Source organism: Neobacillus muris (assembly GCF_943193175.1).
Taxonomy (GTDB): domain Bacteria; phylum Bacillota; class Bacilli; order Bacillales; family Cytobacillaceae; genus Neobacillus; species Neobacillus muris.
In genome coordinates this window covers 1-21661 of the sequence record NZ_CALPDF010000005.1, presented here as the reverse complement: position 1 = coordinate 21661, position 21661 = coordinate 1, and the positions used below count along the sequence as shown (strand labels likewise).

Genomic DNA, 21661 nt, shown 5'->3' with positions numbered 1-21661 from the left:
AGTGAAAAGGTTATTTTTGTTAGCAGCAATTGGATTGCTATTATTCGTGTCCGCTTGCGGCACAGAGAAAACTGCATCAGCCGAAAAAAAGGAAATGACCGTAGGATTTGGTGTCGGAACCTACGAAGAACAATTCCGTAAGGGGATTTTACCCATTTTAGAAGAAAAAGGATATAAAGTGGACATTAAGACATTCTCCCAAAATATGCAGGTAAATCCGGCCATGAAAGAGGGCTCGATTGATGCCAGCGTATTCCAAAGCACCGCTTATATGGAAGGAATTAACGAACAGCTGGATATGGATATGAAGGGGATTACCTTTGTCCCAACGGCTCCGCAAGGCTTATATTCTCAAAAACATACGTCACTTGAAGACGTGAAGGATGGCACGACAGTAGCTCTTCCGAATGACCCCGTAAACCAGGAACGGGCCGTCCGAATTTTAGAGGAACTTGGCTGGGTGAAAGTCAAAGCAGATGCCGGAACGACCGATTTCAATTTAAGCAGTGTTGAACCTGATCAATACGATATTTCCTTTAAAGTGCTGGATCCAGCCCAAATTTTAGTTTCCTTACAAGATGTTGATTATGGAATTATTAATGGAAATTATATTGCCAATGCCGGCAAAAAAATTACCGATGCATTAAAAATTGAAAACACACCAAAGCAGCACCGAATTATTGTGTCCATTAACAAGGAAAATGAGAATAAGCAATGGGCAAAAGACTTGAAAGCAGCTTACGAATCGGAAGAGTTTGACAAATATATAAAATCACAAGATAAATACGATGGATTTATTTTAGTAGATTCTGATAAAAAATGATATAGGTGGTTGACATGAAACAGATACATTTTATTGGCGGCGGACAGATGGCTGAGGCGATGATTCGCGCCGTAATAGCAAATGGTGTGGTACCAGCGGATCACATTAGTGTAGAAGATATAAATGAGCAGCGCTGCGAGTTATTAACTAACAGATACGGCGTGACTCATGCAGTTGAACAAAAGGCCTCGCTGGCGAATGCTGACATTTTGGTTATAGCCGTTCGTCCGCAAGATGATTTGGCGCAAGTGGGGGAGTCGATTCAGGAGTTTGCAGGCCCCGAAACTGCTGTGTTATCGATTGTGGCAGGGGTTACGATCGAGAAACTAACAGGATTCATTGGGGAAAATCGTCCGATTATTCGGGTCATTCCTAATACATTGACAGATACCGGGTTTGGCTACAGCGGAGCAGCACTAAACAAATATGCCAAAAAGGAACAAGTGGATGAGTTTTTAAACGGCTTTGGCAAAGTCCTTTATTTAGATGAAAAATTGATTGATACCTTTACAGGCTTTGGGGTTGCTGGACCTAATTATGTGTATTACTTCATTGAATCGTTTGCCGATGCGGGTGTACTGGCTGGATTATCACGCGAACAGGCTTGGCAGGTGGCACTTGAAAACGTGGCAGGGTCTGTCGTAATGTTAAAGAAAAGCGGTCTGCATCCACGGCAATTACTGGATATAAATAATTCAGCCGGCGGCGTAGGCATCCATGCGCTCTATGAATTAAATAACAGTGATTTTGCTGCCGGACTCCAGCGGGCAGTCAAATCGGCAGTGAAGCGGACCACCGAGTTGGGAGAGGAATCTAAATGACAACTTTACGCTGGGATCATATCGTACATTATGTAAATGACCTTGAAAAGCCTATTCAGGTGTTTGCTGACAACGGGCTGATTGCTTTTAGAGGAGGCTCACATAAACTATGGGGAACCTTTAACGCCCTCAGTTATTTTGGCTTGACCTATCTTGAATTTTTAGCCATTGAGGATCGTGAATTGGCGAGTTCTATTCAGGAACCAAACCGGGTGGTAAAAGATGCCGTTACCACATTGCCTGACCACGAGGCTCTGAGCCGGGTGGCGATTCGGACGGACAATATAGACGATACGGTTGAAAGATTGAAAGCAAATGGCCTCTCGCTTTCTCCTATTATGGCAGGCAAACGCTTGGATGCCCGCGGTGAATGGATTGAATGGAAGATGGTGACCATTGATGGAGATTTTCAAGGACTAGTCTATCCATTTGTGATTCAATGGAAGGGGTCGGATGAGGAGAGGCTGAAGAATCTGTCCAATACCGGCGTTATCCAGCCCCATCCTGCCGGTTCAGTGACACTCAAAAGTGCCCGGTTTACCGTGTCTGATCCTGCAGCAGTTGCCAAGCATTGGCAGCAGCTATTTGATTTACCCAAAGCGGAGTCAGCGGACGAAGACTCAGAGGCGCTAATGATTGGCGACTACCAATTTATTTTTACACAAGGTGAGGTTAATCAACTGACCCATATTTTCTTTCATACGAATTCGGAAAAACTGGCAGGAAAAATAATGGAAATTGGTGAAGGGAAATATGTATTTAGCGCGCAATAAAACCAAAAAGAATACTTAAAAAAACTTGAGAAAAACAGCTTTAAATGGTATAAACATATTATCGCCAAAACGGTGAAAAACTTTAAAATTTTATATGATTTTTAAGGATTGTTACTGTTCGGCAGGCAAAACCTAAGTAAGAGTGCTCTTAGGCTAACCAAGCACCTTATTTAGGTTTTTTAATTTGAAAGGAGAAATGTAACATGGCAGAAAAAACATTTAAGGTAATTGACCCAGCAGGAATCCATGCAAGACCGGCAACAGTTTTGGTACAGGCTGCAGGCAAATTCGATTCTGAAATCAAAATGGAATACAACGGAAAAGCCGTTAACCTAAAATCCATCATGGGTGTTATGTCTCTTGGTGTCCGTGAAGGCGCAGAGATCAAAATTATTGCAAACGGCAGTGATGAAGAAGCTGCACTTGCTTCTTTAGAGGAAGTATTGAGTACCAATAATTTAGCAAAATAACGACCAGAAACATGGACAAATCCATGGCACAAAATAATGAAAAAGCCGACAGCGAGTCTCGGCTTTTTTTTATGAATTTTTATTCGTTTTTAGTCTAAAAAGTGGAATGGCTGGATCAAATATAGTGTAGTTTCTTATTTTTGTTATAAAAATAAATTATATAACATATTAAAAAATGTTATATTATTATGTGAAGAAAAATTAAAGCTTCTTAGGAAGGCCTTATTTTGTATGGGGGCATTATCAAATGCCATCTATGATACAGGTTACTTTTAAAACGATTTGGAAGGCCATTACAAATGTACTAGAAGAATAGTTTAAGTTGAAAAATGGAGGGAAATAAATGGGTCGGAAAGTGTTATATTTACCAATTATAGTATTGCTTGCATTTCTTTTTTTACCTTTGCTGGCCATATTTTTTAATGAAAATCCAATGCAATTGATCCAAAAAATCTATAGCCCGCTATCCTATCAAGCCTTAATGCTAAGCCTAAAAACATCCCTGATTGCATTAATTGCCATTATCGTATTAGGTACTCCGCTTGCCTATTGCTTGGCCAAATTTGAATTTCCGGCTAAACGAACATTAGAAGTGGCGCTGCAAATGCCGATCGTGGCTCCGCCTGCGGTGGCAGGTGTAGGGTTATTGCTGGTGTTTGGGCAAAAGGGATGGTTTGGGGGGATGAGTATCGCCTTTTCGGCAGCCGCCGTCATCATGGCCCAAATCTTTATGTCTGCGCCCTTTTTTGTAACAGCTGCCCGCCAGTCATTTGAAGCGGTGGATGACCAATTGATTTCTGTATCGCGGACTTTAGGGATCGCCCCTTGGAAAACCTTTTGGAGAGTGACCTTTCCGCTTGCACTTCCCGGTTTATTAACGGGAATTGCCCTATCTTGGGCTCGGGCACTTGGAGAATTCGGGGCCACGATGATGTTTGCAGGGAATCTGCCTGGAAAAACGCAAACACTTCCGCTCGCCATCTATACAGCGATGGAATCTGATTTTAGCATTGCGGTTGCGATCTCAGCCCTTCTGTTACTAGTAGCGTTCGCCTTATTGCTGGCAGTTTCATTTATTGGAAAGAGAAAGGAAGCCTATTAACAATGTTACATATTTCAATTCGTAAACAGCTGCGCGACTTTTCAGTAGAGTTAACTGAGAAAATTAACAAGGAGACGTTAGTCATTATTGGCCATTCTGGTTGTGGAAAAAGCAGTACGCTGAGAATGCTGACTGGACTTGTAGAACCGGATGACGGTCAAATCGAGCTTGGGGGACAGATGCTTTTCAATACAAAATCAGGGGTTAATTTACCGCCAGAAAAGCGGAATATTGGCTTTGTTTTTCAGAATTATGCCTTATTTCCCCATTTGACAGTAACTGAAAACATCCTCTATGGGATTGGCTATTTATCTGCAGATGAGAAACAGGAGCGCCTGCTGGAAGTATTCACTTTATTAGGAATAAACCATTTAGCGCATGCAAGGCCTTCGATGCTTTCTGGCGGGGAACAGCAGCGTGTGGCTATTGCGCGGGCACTTGTGACAAGACCAAAATTATTGCTGTTTGATGAACCGTTATCCGCACTTGATGTTTCCACAAGGACGCGGGTAAGGGCAGAACTCAAGGATTTGCTGCGGACACTGGGGATTCCATCGATTGTGGTAACACATGATTATGAAGATGCTAGAGTACTAGGTGATAGAATTGCAGTAATGGATCAGGGGAAAATCATTCAATCGGGCACAGCGGATGAAATCGCGAAGTATCCTGCCAGCCATTTTGTCGCGCAATTTACGGGCACGAATTTGCTATGTGTTGAGGATACCTCCCAATACGCCGCGGTTTCGCCATGGCATATGAAGTTATCGAGGCAAAGAGGGGAAACTGGTCAAGACTTTATCTGGAAAGGCAAAATAATTGATATGTCTTGGTTAGGAGGATTTGTCCGGTTTCATTTAGAAGGCGATTCAAATCTATTGGCAGATATTGCTAGTGAAACAGTGGAAACGGAGCAATTTCAAGTGGGGGAGACGGTTTATGCCTCCGTCGCACACCAGCACGCACGGATGTTATCTCATACACCTCAACCCGTTAAGAAAAGTAAGCAAGAGGGGATGATCCATGCCAACTCTAAGAAAGGAAAAGTAAAATGGGCAGTGTTCGCTTCTTTAGCTGCTGCGGTTATCGCTTCAATCGCATTAACTAGCGGAGGCAACCATAACAGTACAGAAGCTGCAGAAGAGGAGCTTATTGCCATGGTGGCCGCCAATGCAACTGATCCGTTTAAGGATATTTTGGAACACACAGGCACTAAGGCAAAAACCACTTTTGCAGGAACTCAAGTCCTGCGTACCCAGATAGAACAAGGCGCTAAAACGGATCTCTTTTTATCGGCTGACATATCCCATATTGAAGCGCTGCAAAAAGAAGGATTAGTTGATGAATATCAGCCGGTTTCTCATGGCCACGAAGTGATTGTGGTCGAGAAGGGAAATCCTAAAGCGATCAAAGAAGTGAAAGACTTGGCCGATAAGCCGATAAAACTAATCATCGGGGTAGATACGGTCCCAATCGGCAAATACACCCGGCAGATTTTTAAAAATGCAGATGAAGTATATGGAAACCAATTTACCGAAAATACGATGGCTCATGTTGTATCCATGGAAAGTGATGTGAAACAAGTATTGCAAAAGGTAGCACTTGGAGAAGCTGACGCAGGGGTCGTATATCGCAGCGATGTCACATCGAAATTTCAGGAAAAGGTAGAAATTGTAGAGATCCCGGCATCCATCAATGCAGAATCAACGAACTACATTACCGTGCCAAAAAATGCTCCCAATCCACAAGCGGGGCAATCACTTTTGAATTTTATGGTTTCTCCAGAAGGGCAGGCCATCTTTGCGAAATATGGTTATGATCCACTGAAGAAAGAGGAAATGAAATGAATGGGAATAAAGTGATGCTTATTGATTTGAACAGCTGTGGCGGCTGCCATGCGTGTTCAGTGTCCTGTAAAGCAGAGCACCGTGCACCTTTAGAACACTATCGCCATCGTGTCCAGGTTGCCGAAGCAGGAGTATTTCCACATGTAAAGCGTGCCTTTATCCCTGCCTTATGTCAACATTGTACGGATGCACCCTGTATTCAGGCATGTCCTGTTGGGGCCATTAGCAGGAAAACTGATGGGGCTGTCATTATTGATCATGACATGTGTGTGGGATCAGGAACGTGTGTGTCGGCATGCCCGTACGGGGCGATTTACATGGATCCGGAAACGCAATTAGCTTCGAAATGTGACTTTTGCCAAGACCGGCAGTCGGAAGGGCAAGAACCGGCCTGTGTAAGCACATGTCCAACGGAGGCCATTAGGTTCGGCAATGAGGATGATCCAGAGATTGCCCAACGGTTGAAGATGGGGACCTATACGACGTGGGAACCGAAGAAAAGCACGAAGCCGCTTGTCCTTTATCAGGGACTGGATGAAACCATGCAGCAAGCCCTTACGCGGATAAATGCTCAAAAAGGAGGGGTCTAATTGGCTGTTCAGCAAATTCCAACTATGTGTCTCAATTGCAGTACGGTATGTGGAATGATCGCGAAAGTCGAGAATGGGAAGATTCTTAAACTAGAAGGAAACCCCAAAGACCCTAATTCACGCGGGAAACTATGTGCAAAAGGCCAAGCTGCCATTAACATGGCGGAAGACCCTGAGCGGATTCTCTACCCAATGAAACGAATCGGGCCGCGGGCAAGCGGACAGTGGGAGCGGATCTCTTGGGATGAAGCCATCAGCATGATAGCCAGGCGGCTGCGGATGTTAAGAGAGGAAGGCCGGCCAGAGGAATTGGTTTTATTATATGGAAGAGATCGGACGAATGGATTTTTGGAGAGATTCACAGACGCCTTTGGAACGCCAAATAAATTGGGGCACAGGGGATTATGTTCGCTCAACAAACGGATGGCGATCAAAGCGGCAATTGGAGAGACTGATTGGGATACTCCAGATTTGGCGAACACGCAGTACATTCTCAACTTTGGAAGTAATTTTTATGAGGCACATCAAGGCCATGTCGGAATGATGCAGCGGGCAGCGGAAGCGAAAAGAAACGGGGCTTACATGGTAACCTTTGATGTCCGGCTCTCGAACACGGCGGCCCGTTCCGATGAATGGATTCCCATATTCCCAGGGACAGATGGGTTAGTGGCACTTGCTATGGGCCACGTTATACTCAAAGAAAATCTCCAGGATACAACTTTTCTCAACGAGCGAACAAATGCAAGCATCGAAGAATGGCGAAAACATTATGAAATGTATACCCCTGAGTGGGCAGAGCGCGATAGTGGTGTGCCTGCGGACAAAATTCGTGAGATTGCCAGAGGCTTTGCGCAAGCGGCCCCCCGTGCAGCCACGGTATCAAACCGTGGAGCCCATGCGCATGAGAATGGATTCGATAACGAATGGGCTATCATTTGTTTGAATGCACTAGTAGGGAGCATAGGAAAAGATGGAGGATGGAAATATACACCTGGTGATGTTAATCGATCTGCTCCACAGCCGGGTCCTCTGCCGCCGAAGCCGGCCATTCGGACAGAACTATCGCACCCGTCGGCATTTACTTTTGCCAATGAAATGTATCCTCGGGCGGTTTCCAGTACGATTTTTCCGTATATCTCGCAAAGGCTTGCCAAGGTGGATACGCTCCTTTCTTATTATGTCAATGCGCCGATGAGCTGGCCGGAAGGACCGGCTCTGGCTCGAGATGTTCTTCTGGATGAAGAACTCATTCCCTTTCATATCGTGATTGATGCGTTTTATAGCGAAATGGCGGAAACGGCTGACCTAATTTTGCCTGATACTACTTTTCTGGAAAAGTGGGATTTAGATGCCCGGAATTCACACGAATATCGGGCCTATGTTGGATTGCGGCAGCCTGTTATTCCCCCTCCCGGAGAATGCTGGGATATTCGCGATACATTCATAACTTTAGCAAAATCGATTGATGAGGAAATGGCGCAATATTTCCCATTTGAAGATGCTGAGCATTTTATCAGGGAATGGGCCAAGGCTGTACCGGGAGGATTGGAATACTTACAAAAGGAAGGGATTTGGGTTGATAGCCGGCCATATGAACCTCCTTCTCCAACTTTCCGCTTTCATTTAGAGCAGCTGGGGAGAAAACCTGCCTATCGCCCTATACACCGTCATGCGGAGATGAAGGAGGATGAATATATCCTTACTACCTTCAAGTGGAATGTGCACACGCAGTCCCGGACTGCTAACCAGGTTTGGTTAACGGAAATTGTCGGGGATAATCCATGCTGGATCCATCCTCAAGCAGCAGCAAGGCATCATATTCAAAATGGCCAGCTCTTCACGATTGTCCGTGGTGAATCAGAGTTAAACGTTAAGGCTTATGTGACTGAAGCGATTCATCCGAGAGTGATTGCCATTTCGGCCAGTTTTGGGCATTGGCAATACGGGCAGACCGCAGAAGGCAAGGGAGTGAATCCCAATTCATTAATCATGGGTGTGATGGATGAAGTGGCTGGCGGACAATCGTGGAATGATACAGTTGTTACATTAAAAAAGGAATAATGAGGCCGAGAGCAAATCTCGGCTTTTATTATATTTCGTAAAAGTTTGGTGCAATTCCGTAATTTGGCTGATTCAAGTGAACAGTTTTAAGTGAAAATGACACTCTATTTGCGAATCTACGACTTTTATTTGGGAATTTCTTTAAGTGAGCTGTTTATCAACCGCCGCCGCCATGCCCTGCCTCTACATAGACAACCGTTTCTATCTGCAGCCACAATGATTTTACCCGAATCTGCCAGGTATAGGATATTCCCAATTGTTTCAATGTCCGATATACTAGTTTAGTGACTAAAATTGATGTATAATAGAGGTTTATGAATTCCTTATTTTTGAGGAGGTATAAAAATTGACTATAACGAAACCAGAAGAAATGGTCGTTGAGATAAAGAAATTAGATGAAAAAGGTTCAGGCCAAGTGAATGTATGGCTTGAAAATGAACAAGGGAATAAGCGGAAATTAAGGCTTACAATTCCGCAAACTCTTCCAGGTGAAAAGGTCCGTGTAACCGTGGACAAGCCGGACCGCAGAAGAAGAAGAGCGATGCCGGACGAAATCCTTGAGACACATTCAGAAAGAATTGCACCGGCCTGCCCGCATTTTGAAACCTGCGGCGGCTGCGTATGGCAGCATTGGGATTACCGTGGACAATTAAGCCAAAAGACGCTCCATGTGAAACAGGCTGTGGAAGCACAGGGCTTTGATCCACAACTTGTGAAAGACACCATTGGTATGGAGAATCCTTGGCACTACCGAAACAAAATGGAGTTTACCTTCGCACCTGATGGTTCGATGGGACTGCATGAACAGGGCAATTTCCGAAAAATTATCTCCCTTGAATCCTGCTTAATTGCTGGCAAGGAAATGGTCGAAGCTGCCATGGAAGTAGCGGCTTGGGCAAAAGAGTATCAATTGACAGGATATAATAAGGATCTTCATGAAGGCTTGCTGCGCCATTTGATGGTCAGACAGTCATTTGCCACAGGAGAAATGATGCTGGCGTTGTTTGCAACAGAAGCCCCTGAGGCGCACCAACAGGCATCAGAAGATTTAGTCAAGCGTGTCGAACAGAAGTTTCCACAGGTGAAGAGCTTGTTATGGCTTCAAAACACGGATTGGGCTGACCGCACACAGTCAGAAAAGACCAACGTTTTAGCCGGCCGGGATTTTATTTACGATGAAACGAGCGGCTACCGGTTCCGTCTTTGGTTTGATACATTTTTCCAAACCAATCCCACACAGGCGCAAAAACTGGTTGATTTAGCATTAGAAATGGGGCAGCCAAAGAAAACAGAAAAGATGATTGACCTTTTCTGCGGTGTTGGCACATTCTCGCTCCCATTTGCCAGCCGTGTAGAAAAATTGGCCGGAATTGAAATCGTTGAAAGCTCCATCGAATCAGCTAAACGAAATGCCAGTGATAACGGCTTAAGCAACACGTATTTCTTGGCCAGAGATGCAAGAAAGGGGATTGACGAGGTGTTGGAAAGCTTCGGCAATCCCGAGTTATTAGTGCTGGATCCACCGCGCTCAGGTGCTGGCGGCAAAGTGATGAGAAAAATCGGCCGCTCTAAACCAGAACGAATCGTCTATATTTCTTGCAATCCAGATACGTTTGCTACCGATATTAAAGCGCTTGAAGCATTCGGTTATGAGTTGAAGGTTGTGCAGCCAGTGGATTTATTCCCTCATACGGTACATGTTGAATGCTGTTCATTACTGATTCTGAAATAAGACAAGAACGATAACAAACATAAATTGCTTTGTAAAAGACACTAGGAGGTCCTAGTGTTTTTTTTATGCCATGGCTGTATTCGTAAAGGTTGTTGCTTTTGAATACTATTTTAAAAAACTTAGTGGAATGTCCGGAGCGCAATGGAACAAATTTTTTTAAAACTTAATAAAAAACAACAAATTATACGAAAACAGCCTATGCCATAAACAGGAAAAATAATTGAAAGTGATTCTCAATTAATTGTTGACTAGAAAATTCGCAATGTTATAATCAATATGTGAACTATTGATAATGATTATCAGTATCACACTTTGTATTGGTGAAAAACGATTTTTTGTGACTTTCTAAAACCATAATTCATTATAAGAAGATAGGGGATGTTTTCGTGTTTGTCCAAATGAGAAAAACGGTTGTTACAGAAGGCAATGCAGAAAAAGTAGTCGAACGTTTTGGAGGAAAAGGGCTAATTGAACAGCAAGAAGGCTTTATTGATGCGACTGTCATGGTAAAAAAGGCACGGCGCGGTGATGAAGAAGTAGTGGTTTTGATTAGATGGGAATCAGAGGAGCACTGGAAGCAATGGGAAAAAAGTGATGCCCATATTGCTGGCCATAAAGCGAATCTCGGTAAACCAAAGCCTGAATATATCATCAGTTCTGAAGGTGGATTATACGAGGTAAAGACAGTCAAGAAGGCAGTTAAATAACTGCTTATCTATACAGGCACAAATTTTCATCATGATCGGATAAAACTGCACTTAGCATGAAAATTGTTATCAATAATTGGGCTAAGAATAAACATGTATGAGGGTTACAAATGAGACTATGGATGTTACTGATTGCAACTATAGTCCTGTCCTTTATTTCGCTATTTATAGGAGCGATTGATATCAAGATCAGTGATTTGTTCGATTGGAGCTCGGACAAGACACAAATTTTCTTAATCAGTCGGGTTCCTCGTTTGATGGCGATTATTTTGGCAGGAGCAGGAATGAGTATTGCTGGTTTAATCATGCAATCTTTAAGCAGAAATAAATTTGTATCGCCAACGACTGCTGGTACACTGGATGCAGCAAAATTAGGGATCTTAATTTCCATGCTGTTTTTTCCTAACGTCACGTATACGCAGCAAATTATTTTTTGCTTCGTATTTGCTTTAGCAGGAACGTTTGTATTTATGCAAATTTTAGACCGGATTAAGTTTAAAGATGCTATTTTCGTTCCATTAATCGGGATTATGTATGGAAATATTCTGTCTGCGATAACAACCTTTTTTGGCTATGAAGCAGACCTTCTTCAAAATCTTTCATCATGGTTAATGGGGAGTTTCACGTTAATGATAGCAGGACGCTATGAGCTTTTGTATGTTAGTATTCCTGCGGTTATATTAGCGTATTTTTACGCAAACAAATTTACAGTCGCAGGGATGGGGGAAGATTTTGCAAAGAACCTCGGATTAAGCTACAAGGCTGTGCTAAATATAGGCCTTATTCTTGTGGCGGTTATATCTACCACTGTCTTATTAACTGTGGGAGTTATTCCGTTTTTAGGCCTAATTGTCCCCAATATTGTCTCTCTATATTTGGGTGACAACCTGCGTAAAACGATTCCGCACACAGCTGTGCTAGGGGTGGCATTCCTTTTAATCTGTGACATTTTAGGCCGGATTATCATTCACCCTTATGAGATTCCTGTTAACGTTACGGTCGCAGTAATCGGCAGTGCGATCTTCCTCATTATGCTGTTTAGGGGGAGAGCCTATGCGAAATAGTACAAAATTGATGATTTTAGCAGGGATTTCTATTATTTTCATATTGTTGTCTGCATTTTATGATATTAAGGGCGGGTTTGATTACGCCTTTCCAAGACGAATGATTAAAATTACCGCGATGGTTGTAACAGGTATTGCGATTGCATATTCAACCGTCATGTTCCAGACCATCACCCATAATCGCATCTTAACCCCTTCTGTGATGGGACTTGACTCGATGTATCAAGTAGTCCAAACCTTAATCTACTTCTTTGCGGGGTCCATGTCGGTTTGGGTGTTAAATAAATATTTAAACTTTGGCACAGCGATTTTGGCGATGGTATTGTTTGCCCTTATCTTGTACCGATTCTTATTCCGGGCGGATAAGCACCCCATCTATTTGCTGCTGTTAATTGGCATGGTTTTAGGAACGCTTTTAGGAAGCCTAGTGTCATTCCTGCAAGTATTGATTGATCCAGTAGAGTATTTAAGCCTGCAAAGCCGTCTGTTTGCTACTTTTACAAATGTAAAGGCGGACTTGTTATATATTTCTATCGGCATTTTAATCCTATCGTTTATATATGGCTATCTGATTATGGATAAGCTGGATGTGATGTCACTTGGCCGTGAAAATGCGATTAATCTTGGCATTAATTACGACCGTATGGTCATGAATGTGTTAATTTTATCGTCCGTTTTAATTGCGACATCAACAGCATTAGTGGGTCCGATCTTGTTTCTTGGTTTAATAGTCGCGAATCTTTCTTATCAATATTTAGTAACGTATAAGCACTCTGTTTTAATTTTAGGAGCCAGTTTAATAAGTATTATTGCGTTAGTAGGAGGACAATTCTTCGTTGAACATATTCTTGAATTGCGGACAACGTTAAGTGTCATTATTAACTTTATCGGAGGCATTTATTTTATTTACTTATTATTAAAAGAAAGTAGGGCAGCAGGATGATTGAAATCAAGGGATTAACAAAGCAATTTGGCAAGAAGCCTGTTGTAGAAGATGTATCGGTAACTATCGAACCTGGGACGATCACATCGTTTATAGGACCGAATGGTGCTGGTAAATCGACACTTCTTTCTATGGTAAGCCGACTATTGGAAGCAGATACAGGTGAAGTGCTACTAGATAAAAACAATATAAAAAAATGGAAGTCGTCTGAGTTTTCAAAGCGTGTTTCGATTTTAAAGCAAGCGAACTTTATTAATGTCCGCTTGACGGTTCGTGAGCTTGTTTCATTTGGCCGCTATCCTTACTCAAGAGGACGCCTTAAATCAGAAGACGAAAAATTCGTAGATCAAGCTTTAGAATATATGAATTTAACAGATATGCAGGATAAGCTGCTGGATGAATTATCTGGCGGGCAAAAACAGCGTGCGTTTATTGCGATGGTTATTGCGCAAGACACGGACTATATATTGCTGGATGAGCCTTTAAATAACTTAGACATGAAGCATTCTGTTCAAATTATGAAAATTTTGCGGAAGCTTGTGGATGAGCTTGGCAAAACCGTTGTCATCGTCCTTCACGACATTAATTTTGCGTCTGTTTATTCAGACCGGATTGTCGCGTTAAAAGACGGAAAGCTTGTAAAAAATGGACCTACGCATGAAATTATTAATTCGGATGCACTGCGTGATATTTACGATATGGATATACCCATTCAAGAGCAAAATGGGTGCCGTATTTGTGTTTATTTCAATTCTCAAACGTAATTCAACTAAAAATAAGTAAAGAGCAGCCTAGAGGAAAGTTTGCCTGTTTCCCTAGGCGTTATTTTATTTGCGGATTTTTCCAATATGCCATTTCACCACCGGCCAGGTATCTCGAATATTTTTAGAAAATTTGCGGATTTTTATTGACGACAAAAAATTTTGCCGTTACAATGAGAATTGTTATCAGTGATAATGATTATCATTCTTAATTAAAAGATACATAAAAGGAGAGAAAGAAACATGAAAAAATGGAAGTTTGCTAGCGCAGTTTTAGCTCTGTCTTTACTGCTTACGGCCTGTGGTTCTGGTGAAGATACTGCATCAGAGAAAACGACTGCATCTGCGGAGAAAAAAACAGAAGCGAAAGCAGATGGTACAGCTTATCCAATGACTGTATCTCCAACAGTAGCTTCATCTCAAAGTGAAGAAAAAGGCACTATTAACTATGAGGATGTAACATTTGAAAAAATGCCAGAAAAAATTGTTGTATTTGATTATGGCTTTTTAGATACGTTAGATGCACTAGGTGTTGACGGAATTGTAGGGGTTGCCAAGGATTCTACATTGCCCGCTCACCTTGAGAAATACTCCGGAGATGAGTATAAAAGTGTCGGCGGTTTAAAGGAGCCATTACTAGAAGATATCGCTGAAATGGATCCAGATGTCATTTTCATTTCCGGCCGTCAATCTGCCTACTATGAAGAGTTAAAGGAAATTGCACCTGTCGTGTTCGTTGGTACATCTGAAGATGATTATTGGAATACTTTCTTAGCTTCAGTAGATCTGGCCGCTAAAATGTTTGGTAAAGAAGCTGAAGCTAAAGAGTACACGGCAAAATTCGATTCAGCTTTAGAAGACATTAAGGCTTTAGCTGGAAAGTATGACACGTCATTAGTGACCATGTACAACGAAGGTAAATTATCAGGTTTCTCAACCAATTCTCGTTACGGTTATATCTATGACGTCTACGGTTTCAAGCCAGTAACAGAAAATATCGAATCTTCCTCACATGGTTCTAACTTTGGTTTTGAAGCCATTTTAGAATTTAACCCGCAAGTATTGTTTGTCATCGACCGTACAGCAGCGGTAGGGGGAGAATCCAATATCAAAGCTGATATGGAAAATGAAATCATTAAGAAAACAGATGCTTATAAAAACAAAAAAATTGTTTACTTAGATGGCCCGCTCTGGTATTTAAGCGGCGGCGGCTTACAATCTGAGCTTGAAAAAATTAATGAGATTTTAGATGAATTAAAATAGATTCCTATTGGATGTACGGGTGCTGTCAGAAATGAGTGAAAACTGATTCTCTAGCAGCACTATTTTTTTGTTTTCTGAAATTTTTAAAAAATATTTACCGTTCTTTTTGCCAAAAGGTTTATAGTAAACTTATATACTTTTGATAGAAAGGAGCACAGGATGAAAATTTTAATCATTGGAAATGAAGACCGCTATAAAAAATATATGCCCGGCCTGGAAATCACCAAACAGATGACAATGGTTTTCTGCCCGCGTGGTGCAAAGGATGAAGAACTGCTGGAAGCTGCCTCTGACGCTGATGCCATAGCGATTGATCCAATGGCGAAGCTTTCAGGAAAGGTCATCCGCCAGATGCGAAACCTGAAAATCATCCAGTCTGAAGGGGTCGGATTTAACGGGATTGATTTGGAAGCCGCAAAGGAAAGAGGCATATACGTCTGCAATTGCAAAGGGGCCAATGCCGGCGCAGTCGCGGAACAGACTCTGCTGCTCATGCTGGCCTTGCTTCGAAATGTCATCGTTGGTGACCGTACAGAGCGGGAAGGCGGCCAAATTCAGATGAAGGAACGAATGATGGTGGAAGGCATTACCGAACTTTCTGACTGTAAAATTGGCTTAATCGGCTTCGGAGATATCGCCAAAGCGACAGCGAAAAGACTGGAGCCATTTGAATGTGACACATACTATTACACGAAAACGAGAAAGCCGTCTGCTGTGGAACACGCCTATCATGTATCTTATATGGAATTGGATGAAATGGCCCGAACCTGCGATATCATCAGTATCCATTGTCCAGTCACCCCTGAAACAACAGGAATGATTAACTCCGAATTTTTAGGCAAAATGAAGCCGGCTTCCTATCTGATTAATACAGCCCGCGGCGAAATCGTTGATAATCAAGCCCTTTACAATGCCATTGTATCCGATCAAATAAAAGGGGCAGGGTTAGATACGGTGGCTCCAGAACCGACTACCCGGGATAATATCCTGTTAAATTTGCCAGAGGAGTATGCGGAACGGATTATTTTTTCCCCGCATATCGGAGGCATTACCACAAGCTATTTTTACCGCGCACACAAAAAAAACTGGACCAATATTGCTGCTGCCTTAAATGGACAGCGTCCTGACCATATTGTTAACGGATTATAAAAAGCTGGGAGGAAACAGAATGATTTCAGAAAAATACAAGAAGATGCTGCAGGGAAAATCGGTGATTAGAGAACTGGCGGAGTTTGCAGCAGAACGCGGGAAGGAAATCGGCTATGAGAATGTTTTTGATTACAGCTTAGGGAATCCGTCTGTTCCGGTTCCGGAAGAATTTACGAAGGTAATGATCCAGCTGCTGTCTACTAAAAGTCCTGCGGAGCTTCATGGTTATAGTCCAAGTTTAGGAATACCTTCAGTCAGAAAAAAAATCGCGGATTCCTTGAATCGGCGTTTCGATTTGAACTATACGGAAAATCATATCTTTATGACAACCGGTGCTGCTGGAGCAGTTGCCCATGCGGTCCGGTGTGTCACGAAACCGGGAGATGAAGTCCTGACATTTGCTCCATTTTTCCCTGAATACCACCCTTACATAGATTTGACAGGGGCCGTTCTGAAAGTGGTTCCTCCTCATCCAGAGGATTTTCAAATCAACTTCACATTGTTTGAAGAAATGTTGACCGAGAAAGTAGCAGCGATATTAATTAATTCACCGAACAATCCTTCAGGAGTCATTTATTCTTCTGATACTATTCAGAAGCTGGCCGATCTTCTCCGCCAAAAGGAAAAGGAATACGGGCACGAGATTTTTATTATTTCGGATGAGCCTTATAGGGAGATTTTATTTGAAGGGGCAGAATCAATCTATGTATCTAATTTTTATGATAACACCCTTTCCTGTTACTCCTACTCTAAATCTCTATCACTTCCTGGAGAACGGATTGGCTATGTAGCCGTCCATCCTGCCTGCAAAGATTCCGGCTTGATTGTCAGTATGTGCGGACAGATTTCCAGGGGAATCGGCCATAACTGCCCGCCATCCTTAATTCAGCTCGCCGTTGCGGAAGTGGTTGATTTGACGGCCGATATGTCTGTCTATGAGACGAATATGAATTTGATTTATGAGAAATTAATGGAACTTGGATTCACCTGCGTGAAGCCGGACGGAACCTTTTATATTTTTCCAAAGGCATTGGAGGAGGATGCGAATGCCTTTTGCCAAAAAGCCTTAAAATATGATTTGATTCTTGTGCCAGGCGATAGTTTTGGATGCCCAGGGTATTTCCGAATGGCCTATTGCATCGATACGGATAAAGTAAAGCGCTCCCTGCCTGCATTAGAAAGATTCGTCATGAATGAGTACCGAAAATAAGAATAAGGATTGAAATATTTTTAGAATTGAGGAAACGAAAGGAACCTATTCATTTAGAAGGTTCCTTTTTGGCGTGAGTTATTGACGAAACTTCCCATATACCAAAAATTTACTTCGATAGGCGAAAAATCACTGTTTTCTCACGGCAATCATGTTATAATATTGCGTACTCTTAAATAAGGGTGTTTTTGACAATTTCTAAACAAAGAAGTGTGGCTAAATGAAAAGTCTGGCTTTGATGACAAAACGGAAAACGATTTTATTGTTAAATAAATATTTTACTGGTGAAGCAATAGATTACAAGCAGATTTTTGATATTATTCTCCCCTTGTTTGTCGATCAGGCGTTTTTGGTGATTATGAGTTTATTGAATACGGCGATGGTCAGTTCGGCTGGTGTGGCAGCGGTCAGTGCAGTAAGTATGGTAGATTCATTGAATATCTTTTTGGTCAATGTCTTTATTGCGGTGGCTACTGGGGGAACCGTCATTGTGGCACAATATAAAGGCAATGGGAACATGAAGATGGTGTCTAAAACGGCTACTCAGGCCATATCGGCGGTTACCCTCTTTTCTGTATTGCTTGGCGCTCTCGTGATTATTTTTCACACGGAGCTTCTCAATCTCCTGTTTGGAAAGGCGGAGGCCGACGTTATGCAGAATGCCAAAATCTATTTAATCGGCAGCTGCATCTCTTATCCATTGATTGCTATTTTCCAAGCAGTGACGGGGGCATTAAGAGGTGTGGGCGAGACGAAACCATGTCTGAATTTATCACTCTTGCTAAACTTGACCAACACCGTTCTAAACATCCTATTAATTATCGTTTTTCATTTAGGAGTAGAAGGATTAATTATCGCTACAATTGCGGCCAGATTATTGGGGATGGCTGCATCGTTAATTTATATTATTAAATATAATGATACCATTCATTTTAAAATAAAAAATGCGATTCATTTTGATTTTTCCATCTTAAAGAAGGTCATGTTTATCGGCTTGCCGTTTGCGGCTGAGCAAATCTTCTTTAACGGTGGAAAGCTGCTGACGCAAACATTTATTGTCCAATTGGGGACATTGGCGTTAACAGCAAATGCTATCGGCGGGTCCATCACGTTATTATTTCAAATTGGTCCAAATGCCATAGGAATTGCCATGGTGACAGTTGTGGGCCAATGTATCGGAAGAAAAAATATCCATGATGCAAAGAAATTTACTAAATCACTGATGGGGCTTTCCTCTATCCTTTTCGTTGTTACATCGATGGTGATGCTGCCGTTTTTTCCGCTGCTGATGAAGCTGTTTCATACACCGGATGAAATTGTCCCGACTATTTTTACTCTAATCGTCGTGTCAGCGATTGCTCAGCCGCTGCTGTGGCCGGTCAGCTTTAATTTGCCAGCTGCGTTGCGGGCTGCAGGAGACTCTAATTTCACTTCGGTTGCATCGTTGCTGTCAATGTGGCTGCTAAGGGTAGTCCTTGGGTATTTACTAGGAATTACCTTTGGATTCGGAATAATTGGCGTCTGGGTTGCGATGATTGTCGAATGGGGTGTACGAGGAATAGTCTTCGTTTTAAGGTTTAAAGGCAAAAAGTGGTATGCCCATAAGCTTGTTTAATGTCATTTTGATAGCTTTGGTTTTTAAGTTTTCCCAATAAAAAGTGCTAGAAAAATTATCCAAAAAAAGTATACTATTAATATTAAATACAGTGATAAAGGAATGTCCATTAATCTTTATTGCGTTTTTTGGTTAGTTGAATAGGCAATGATTTTCTAGATAAACGCTAGAATTTAAGCCAAAATAAGCCCAGATTTACCTGCGGCCTATTTTGGCTTATTTTATTATAGGGAGAGATTGGATGCTAATGGAAGGCGATGAAATCAAACGGTTAAACTGCTTGCTCGACATTTATATTGACGTCAATTTGGAACGCTATTTCTCCGTTCTATCAAACCAGGCAGACCCCTTCTTGATCGTCAATATGTCGGAGAATTTGGTATATGTGAATGAACATTGTGAAGCACTCCTGAGGTGCTCTAAAAATGAATTAGAACAGAAGAGTCTAAGCCATCTTTTTATTCCGGCTTATATAAATGAGAGCCAATCGGGTGCTGCTGGATCAGGTTCTCGCCCTTATGGAATCTCAGGCTTTATTATATAATATCGAAGTTGAAAAAAAGTATCGTTTTAAGGAGGAAACGATCGTCGGTGATGAAAATCAGCTCAAGCAAGTGTTTATCAATTATATCAAAAATGCCATTGAGGCGATGCCGGACGGAGGCATTCTTTTGATTGAAGGATCTGATTCGGACGAGTCCTAGATCCAGATCCGGATAATTGACCAGGGGAGCGGCATTCTAGCTGATATCCTCGACAGAATCCATGAGCCATTTTTCACGACAAAAGAACAAGGGACAGGACTTGGCATGCCTGTAAGCTGCCAGATTGTTGAGGAACATAAGGGGAAGGTGAATATTCTGAGCAGTATGCATGGAACTTGCGTTGAAGTGAACTTGCCAGCATTAACTTAATATTTCTACATAAGATGGCATTGTTTTTTACGTAGTTGGAAGGGCTTGTTTATAAGAAAGGCGATCTGGAATTGGTTCCCAACTATTTTCGTGCAATTTCAAATGAAAAAGTCTATTTTTTTAAAACATGAGTATTATTTAGTAAGAGAAGGAGGGGGATGGGATGAAATCAATTGGAATATTAGGCGTCGGCCAAGCCGGCGGGAATATAGCAGAGATAGCTGCAACGATGGGATTCCAAGCAGCTCTGATTAATACGAACCAGCGTGATGGGGCCGTCAATACCAGGGTGGAGAAAAAGTATTTTGTACCTGGTTACAGTGGGGCCGGACAGGATCGAACCATCGGTTTAAAAGCAGTAAATGAGAATTATCGAGAAATCGTTGAATTTGTGCAGCGGTCATTTAAAAACATTAGGCTGCTGCTAGTGGCTTTCTCAACGGATGGCGGCACTGGATCCGGAATGAGTCCGCTATTGATTGACCTTCTTTTAGACCAGCTCCCTGGCGTTCATATTGGTGCGATTGCCATTGTCCCTGAACGGAACGTCCTGGCAGGCAACCGAATCAATGCGGCAGAATGTCTGGAGGAGATTTCAAAAATTGATTCGCTTTCTTCTGTGTTTCTTGTTGATAATGACCAGATGCGACGTGCTAACCCACAATCCAGTAAACATCAAATCTACCTTTCTTCTAACCGCCAAGTAATGGAAGCTATTAATCATGTGCTCCAAGTAACGAAAAAGAGTTCCTTTTACGGGAATTTTGATGAAACAGACTTAATGAATATTCTCAGCACCAGAGGAGTAACCGTCATTGCTTCCACAGCCATTACCGACGCCAAAACGACCTCAGACGTAACAAGTAAAATTCAGCAATCCTGGTTGAATTCGATTTTTTGCCCGGTCGAGTCGACAGGTGTCATCCGTGCCGGATTGGTCTATGAGGGGCCAGAGGCAATGGCAAAGCTGATTCATGTGCCATCCGTATTCGAAAGGGTGGGGGAGCCGCTTGAATTATTCGAAGGAACCTATATTACTGAAACGGATCCAACGGTCACGACTATTTTGGCGGGTCTGTCTTTTCCAGCCCGCAGGCTGAAAGCGCTGGAGGAATCCATTGAGAAGAATCGTGACCGGCTGCAAGGCCTGGTAAATAAAGAACATACACAAAAATATGAGTCGAGAATCCAATGGGCATCTAACTTAAAGGTCAAGCAGCAAAGAAAACCGGAATCGGTCACATCCAAGTTGTCGAAATATCAAAAATAAAGTAAATGAGAGGCTGGCCCTTAGCGTCAGCCTTTTAAAATGAAAAAAGCACTTGTCTCAGTGTTTTATGAAATGCTTCTTAGGCCTGTTGAGGTTGGAGAAATAGAGGAAGCCGTCAAGAGGACAAAAAGCAGTGAGACCGTCTGAGGTTTGTCGTCATGAAGCCGTCAAGAGGACAAAAGTTAGCGAGGTCATCCAAGATTTGTCGTCATGAAGCCGCCAAGAGGACAAAAGTTAGCGAGGTCATCCAAGATTTGTCGTCATGAAGCCGTCAAGAGGACAAAAAGCATCGAGACCGCCCGAGATTTGTCGTCATGAAGCTGTCAAGAGGACAAAAGTTAGCGAGGTCATCCAAGATTTGTCGTCATGAAGCCGTCAAGAGGACAAAAAGCAGTGAGACCGCCCGAGATTTGTCGTCATGAAGCCGTCAAGAGGACAAAAAGCAGTGAGACCGTCTGAGGTTTGTCGTCATGAAGCCGTCAAGAGGACAAAAAGCAGTGAGACCGCCCGAGATTTGTCGTCATGAAGCCGCCAAGAGGACAAAAA

Annotated in this window: 20 protein-coding genes; all 20 read left to right on the top strand. The window is 42.5% G+C overall.

The window, feature by feature from the left end:
• The first annotated feature begins 1 nt into the window (after position 1).
• Positions 2-823, top strand: coding sequence for a MetQ/NlpA family ABC transporter substrate-binding protein (locus tag NFS43_RS05210; protein WP_251550185.1), 822 nt, complete (start codon positions 2-4; stop codon positions 821-823).
• Positions 824-837: 14 nt separating this feature from the next.
• Complete coding sequence (locus tag NFS43_RS05205) at positions 838-1644, top strand: pyrroline-5-carboxylate reductase family protein (RefSeq protein WP_251550183.1); 807 nt, start codon at positions 838-840, stop codon at positions 1642-1644.
• Positions 1641-2417: a VOC family protein gene (locus NFS43_RS05200; protein ID WP_251550181.1), complete on the top strand. Its 777-nt coding sequence runs from the start codon at positions 1641-1643 to the stop codon at positions 2415-2417. The genes NFS43_RS05205 and NFS43_RS05200 overlap by 4 nt, the downstream gene beginning before the upstream one ends.
• A gap of 203 nt (positions 2418-2620) precedes the next feature.
• Entirely contained in the window at positions 2621-2887 is a 267-nt protein-coding gene (locus NFS43_RS05195) for a phosphocarrier protein HPr (RefSeq protein WP_251550180.1), read from the top strand.
• A 343-nt stretch (positions 2888-3230) separates the two neighbouring features.
• On the top strand, positions 3231-3989 hold the full coding sequence (locus NFS43_RS05190; protein WP_251550178.1) for an ABC transporter permease: 759 nt from the start codon (positions 3231-3233) through the stop codon (positions 3987-3989).
• A 2-nt stretch (positions 3990-3991) separates the two neighbouring features.
• Positions 3992-5836, top strand: a complete 1845-nt coding sequence (modA, locus tag NFS43_RS05185) for a molybdate ABC transporter substrate-binding protein (RefSeq protein WP_251550176.1) — start codon at positions 3992-3994, stop codon at positions 5834-5836.
• On the top strand, positions 5833-6426 hold the full coding sequence (locus tag NFS43_RS05180; RefSeq protein ID WP_251550174.1) for a 4Fe-4S dicluster domain-containing protein: 594 nt from the start codon (positions 5833-5835) through the stop codon (positions 6424-6426). The genes modA and NFS43_RS05180 overlap by 4 nt, the downstream gene beginning before the upstream one ends.
• A complete protein-coding gene (locus NFS43_RS05175) occupies positions 6427-8487 on the top strand; it encodes a molybdopterin-containing oxidoreductase family protein (protein ID WP_251550172.1) in 2061 nt (686 codons plus the stop codon).
• 346 nt (positions 8488-8833) lie between these two features.
• Positions 8834-10219: a 23S rRNA (uracil(1939)-C(5))-methyltransferase RlmD gene (gene rlmD, locus NFS43_RS05170; RefSeq protein ID WP_251550170.1), complete on the top strand. Its 1386-nt coding sequence runs from the start codon at positions 8834-8836 to the stop codon at positions 10217-10219.
• Positions 10220-10605: 386 nt separating this feature from the next.
• Positions 10606-10926: an antibiotic biosynthesis monooxygenase gene (locus tag NFS43_RS05165; protein ID WP_251550168.1), complete on the top strand. Its 321-nt coding sequence runs from the start codon at positions 10606-10608 to the stop codon at positions 10924-10926.
• Positions 10927-11036: 110 nt separating this feature from the next.
• Positions 11037-11990 (top strand): ABC transporter permease, encoded by a 954-nt coding sequence (locus NFS43_RS05160; protein ID WP_251550166.1) that lies wholly within the window; start codon positions 11037-11039, stop codon positions 11988-11990.
• Positions 11980-12933, top strand: coding sequence for an iron chelate uptake ABC transporter family permease subunit (locus NFS43_RS05155; RefSeq protein WP_251550165.1), 954 nt, complete (start codon positions 11980-11982; stop codon positions 12931-12933). Before NFS43_RS05160 ends, NFS43_RS05155 begins: the two co-directional genes overlap by 11 nt.
• Positions 12930-13697, top strand: coding sequence for an iron ABC transporter ATP-binding protein (locus NFS43_RS05150; RefSeq protein ID WP_251550163.1), 768 nt, complete (start codon positions 12930-12932; stop codon positions 13695-13697). Before NFS43_RS05155 ends, NFS43_RS05150 begins: the two co-directional genes overlap by 4 nt.
• Before the next feature lie 240 nt (positions 13698-13937).
• Positions 13938-14957 carry a siderophore ABC transporter substrate-binding protein gene (locus NFS43_RS05145; RefSeq protein WP_251550161.1) on the top strand — a complete coding sequence of 340 codons (1020 nt, stop codon included), beginning with the start codon at positions 13938-13940 and terminating at the stop codon, positions 14955-14957.
• Between the two features lie 159 nt (positions 14958-15116).
• Positions 15117-16106, top strand: coding sequence for an NAD(P)-dependent oxidoreductase (locus tag NFS43_RS05140; protein WP_251550159.1), 990 nt, complete (start codon positions 15117-15119; stop codon positions 16104-16106).
• Between the two features lie 19 nt (positions 16107-16125).
• The gene (locus NFS43_RS05135) at positions 16126-17316 is read left to right on the top strand and encodes a pyridoxal phosphate-dependent aminotransferase (protein ID WP_251550157.1); all 1191 of its coding nucleotides are present in this window, start codon (positions 16126-16128) and stop codon (positions 17314-17316) included.
• 220 nt (positions 17317-17536) lie between these two features.
• The gene (locus NFS43_RS05130) at positions 17537-18931 is read left to right on the top strand and encodes an MATE family efflux transporter (RefSeq protein ID WP_251550155.1); all 1395 of its coding nucleotides are present in this window, start codon (positions 17537-17539) and stop codon (positions 18929-18931) included.
• 476 nt (positions 18932-19407) lie between these two features.
• Positions 19408-19635 (top strand): hypothetical protein, encoded by a 228-nt coding sequence (locus NFS43_RS05125; protein WP_251550153.1) that lies wholly within the window; start codon positions 19408-19410, stop codon positions 19633-19635.
• A complete protein-coding gene (locus tag NFS43_RS24575) occupies positions 19636-19845 on the top strand; it encodes an ATP-binding protein (RefSeq protein WP_420910298.1) in 210 nt (69 codons plus the stop codon). It abuts the gene before it with no gap.
• A gap of 163 nt (positions 19846-20008) precedes the next feature.
• On the top strand, positions 20009-21115 hold the full coding sequence (locus NFS43_RS05120) for a tubulin-like doman-containing protein (protein ID WP_251550151.1): 1107 nt from the start codon (positions 20009-20011) through the stop codon (positions 21113-21115).
• Positions 21116-21661 lie beyond the last annotated feature (546 nt).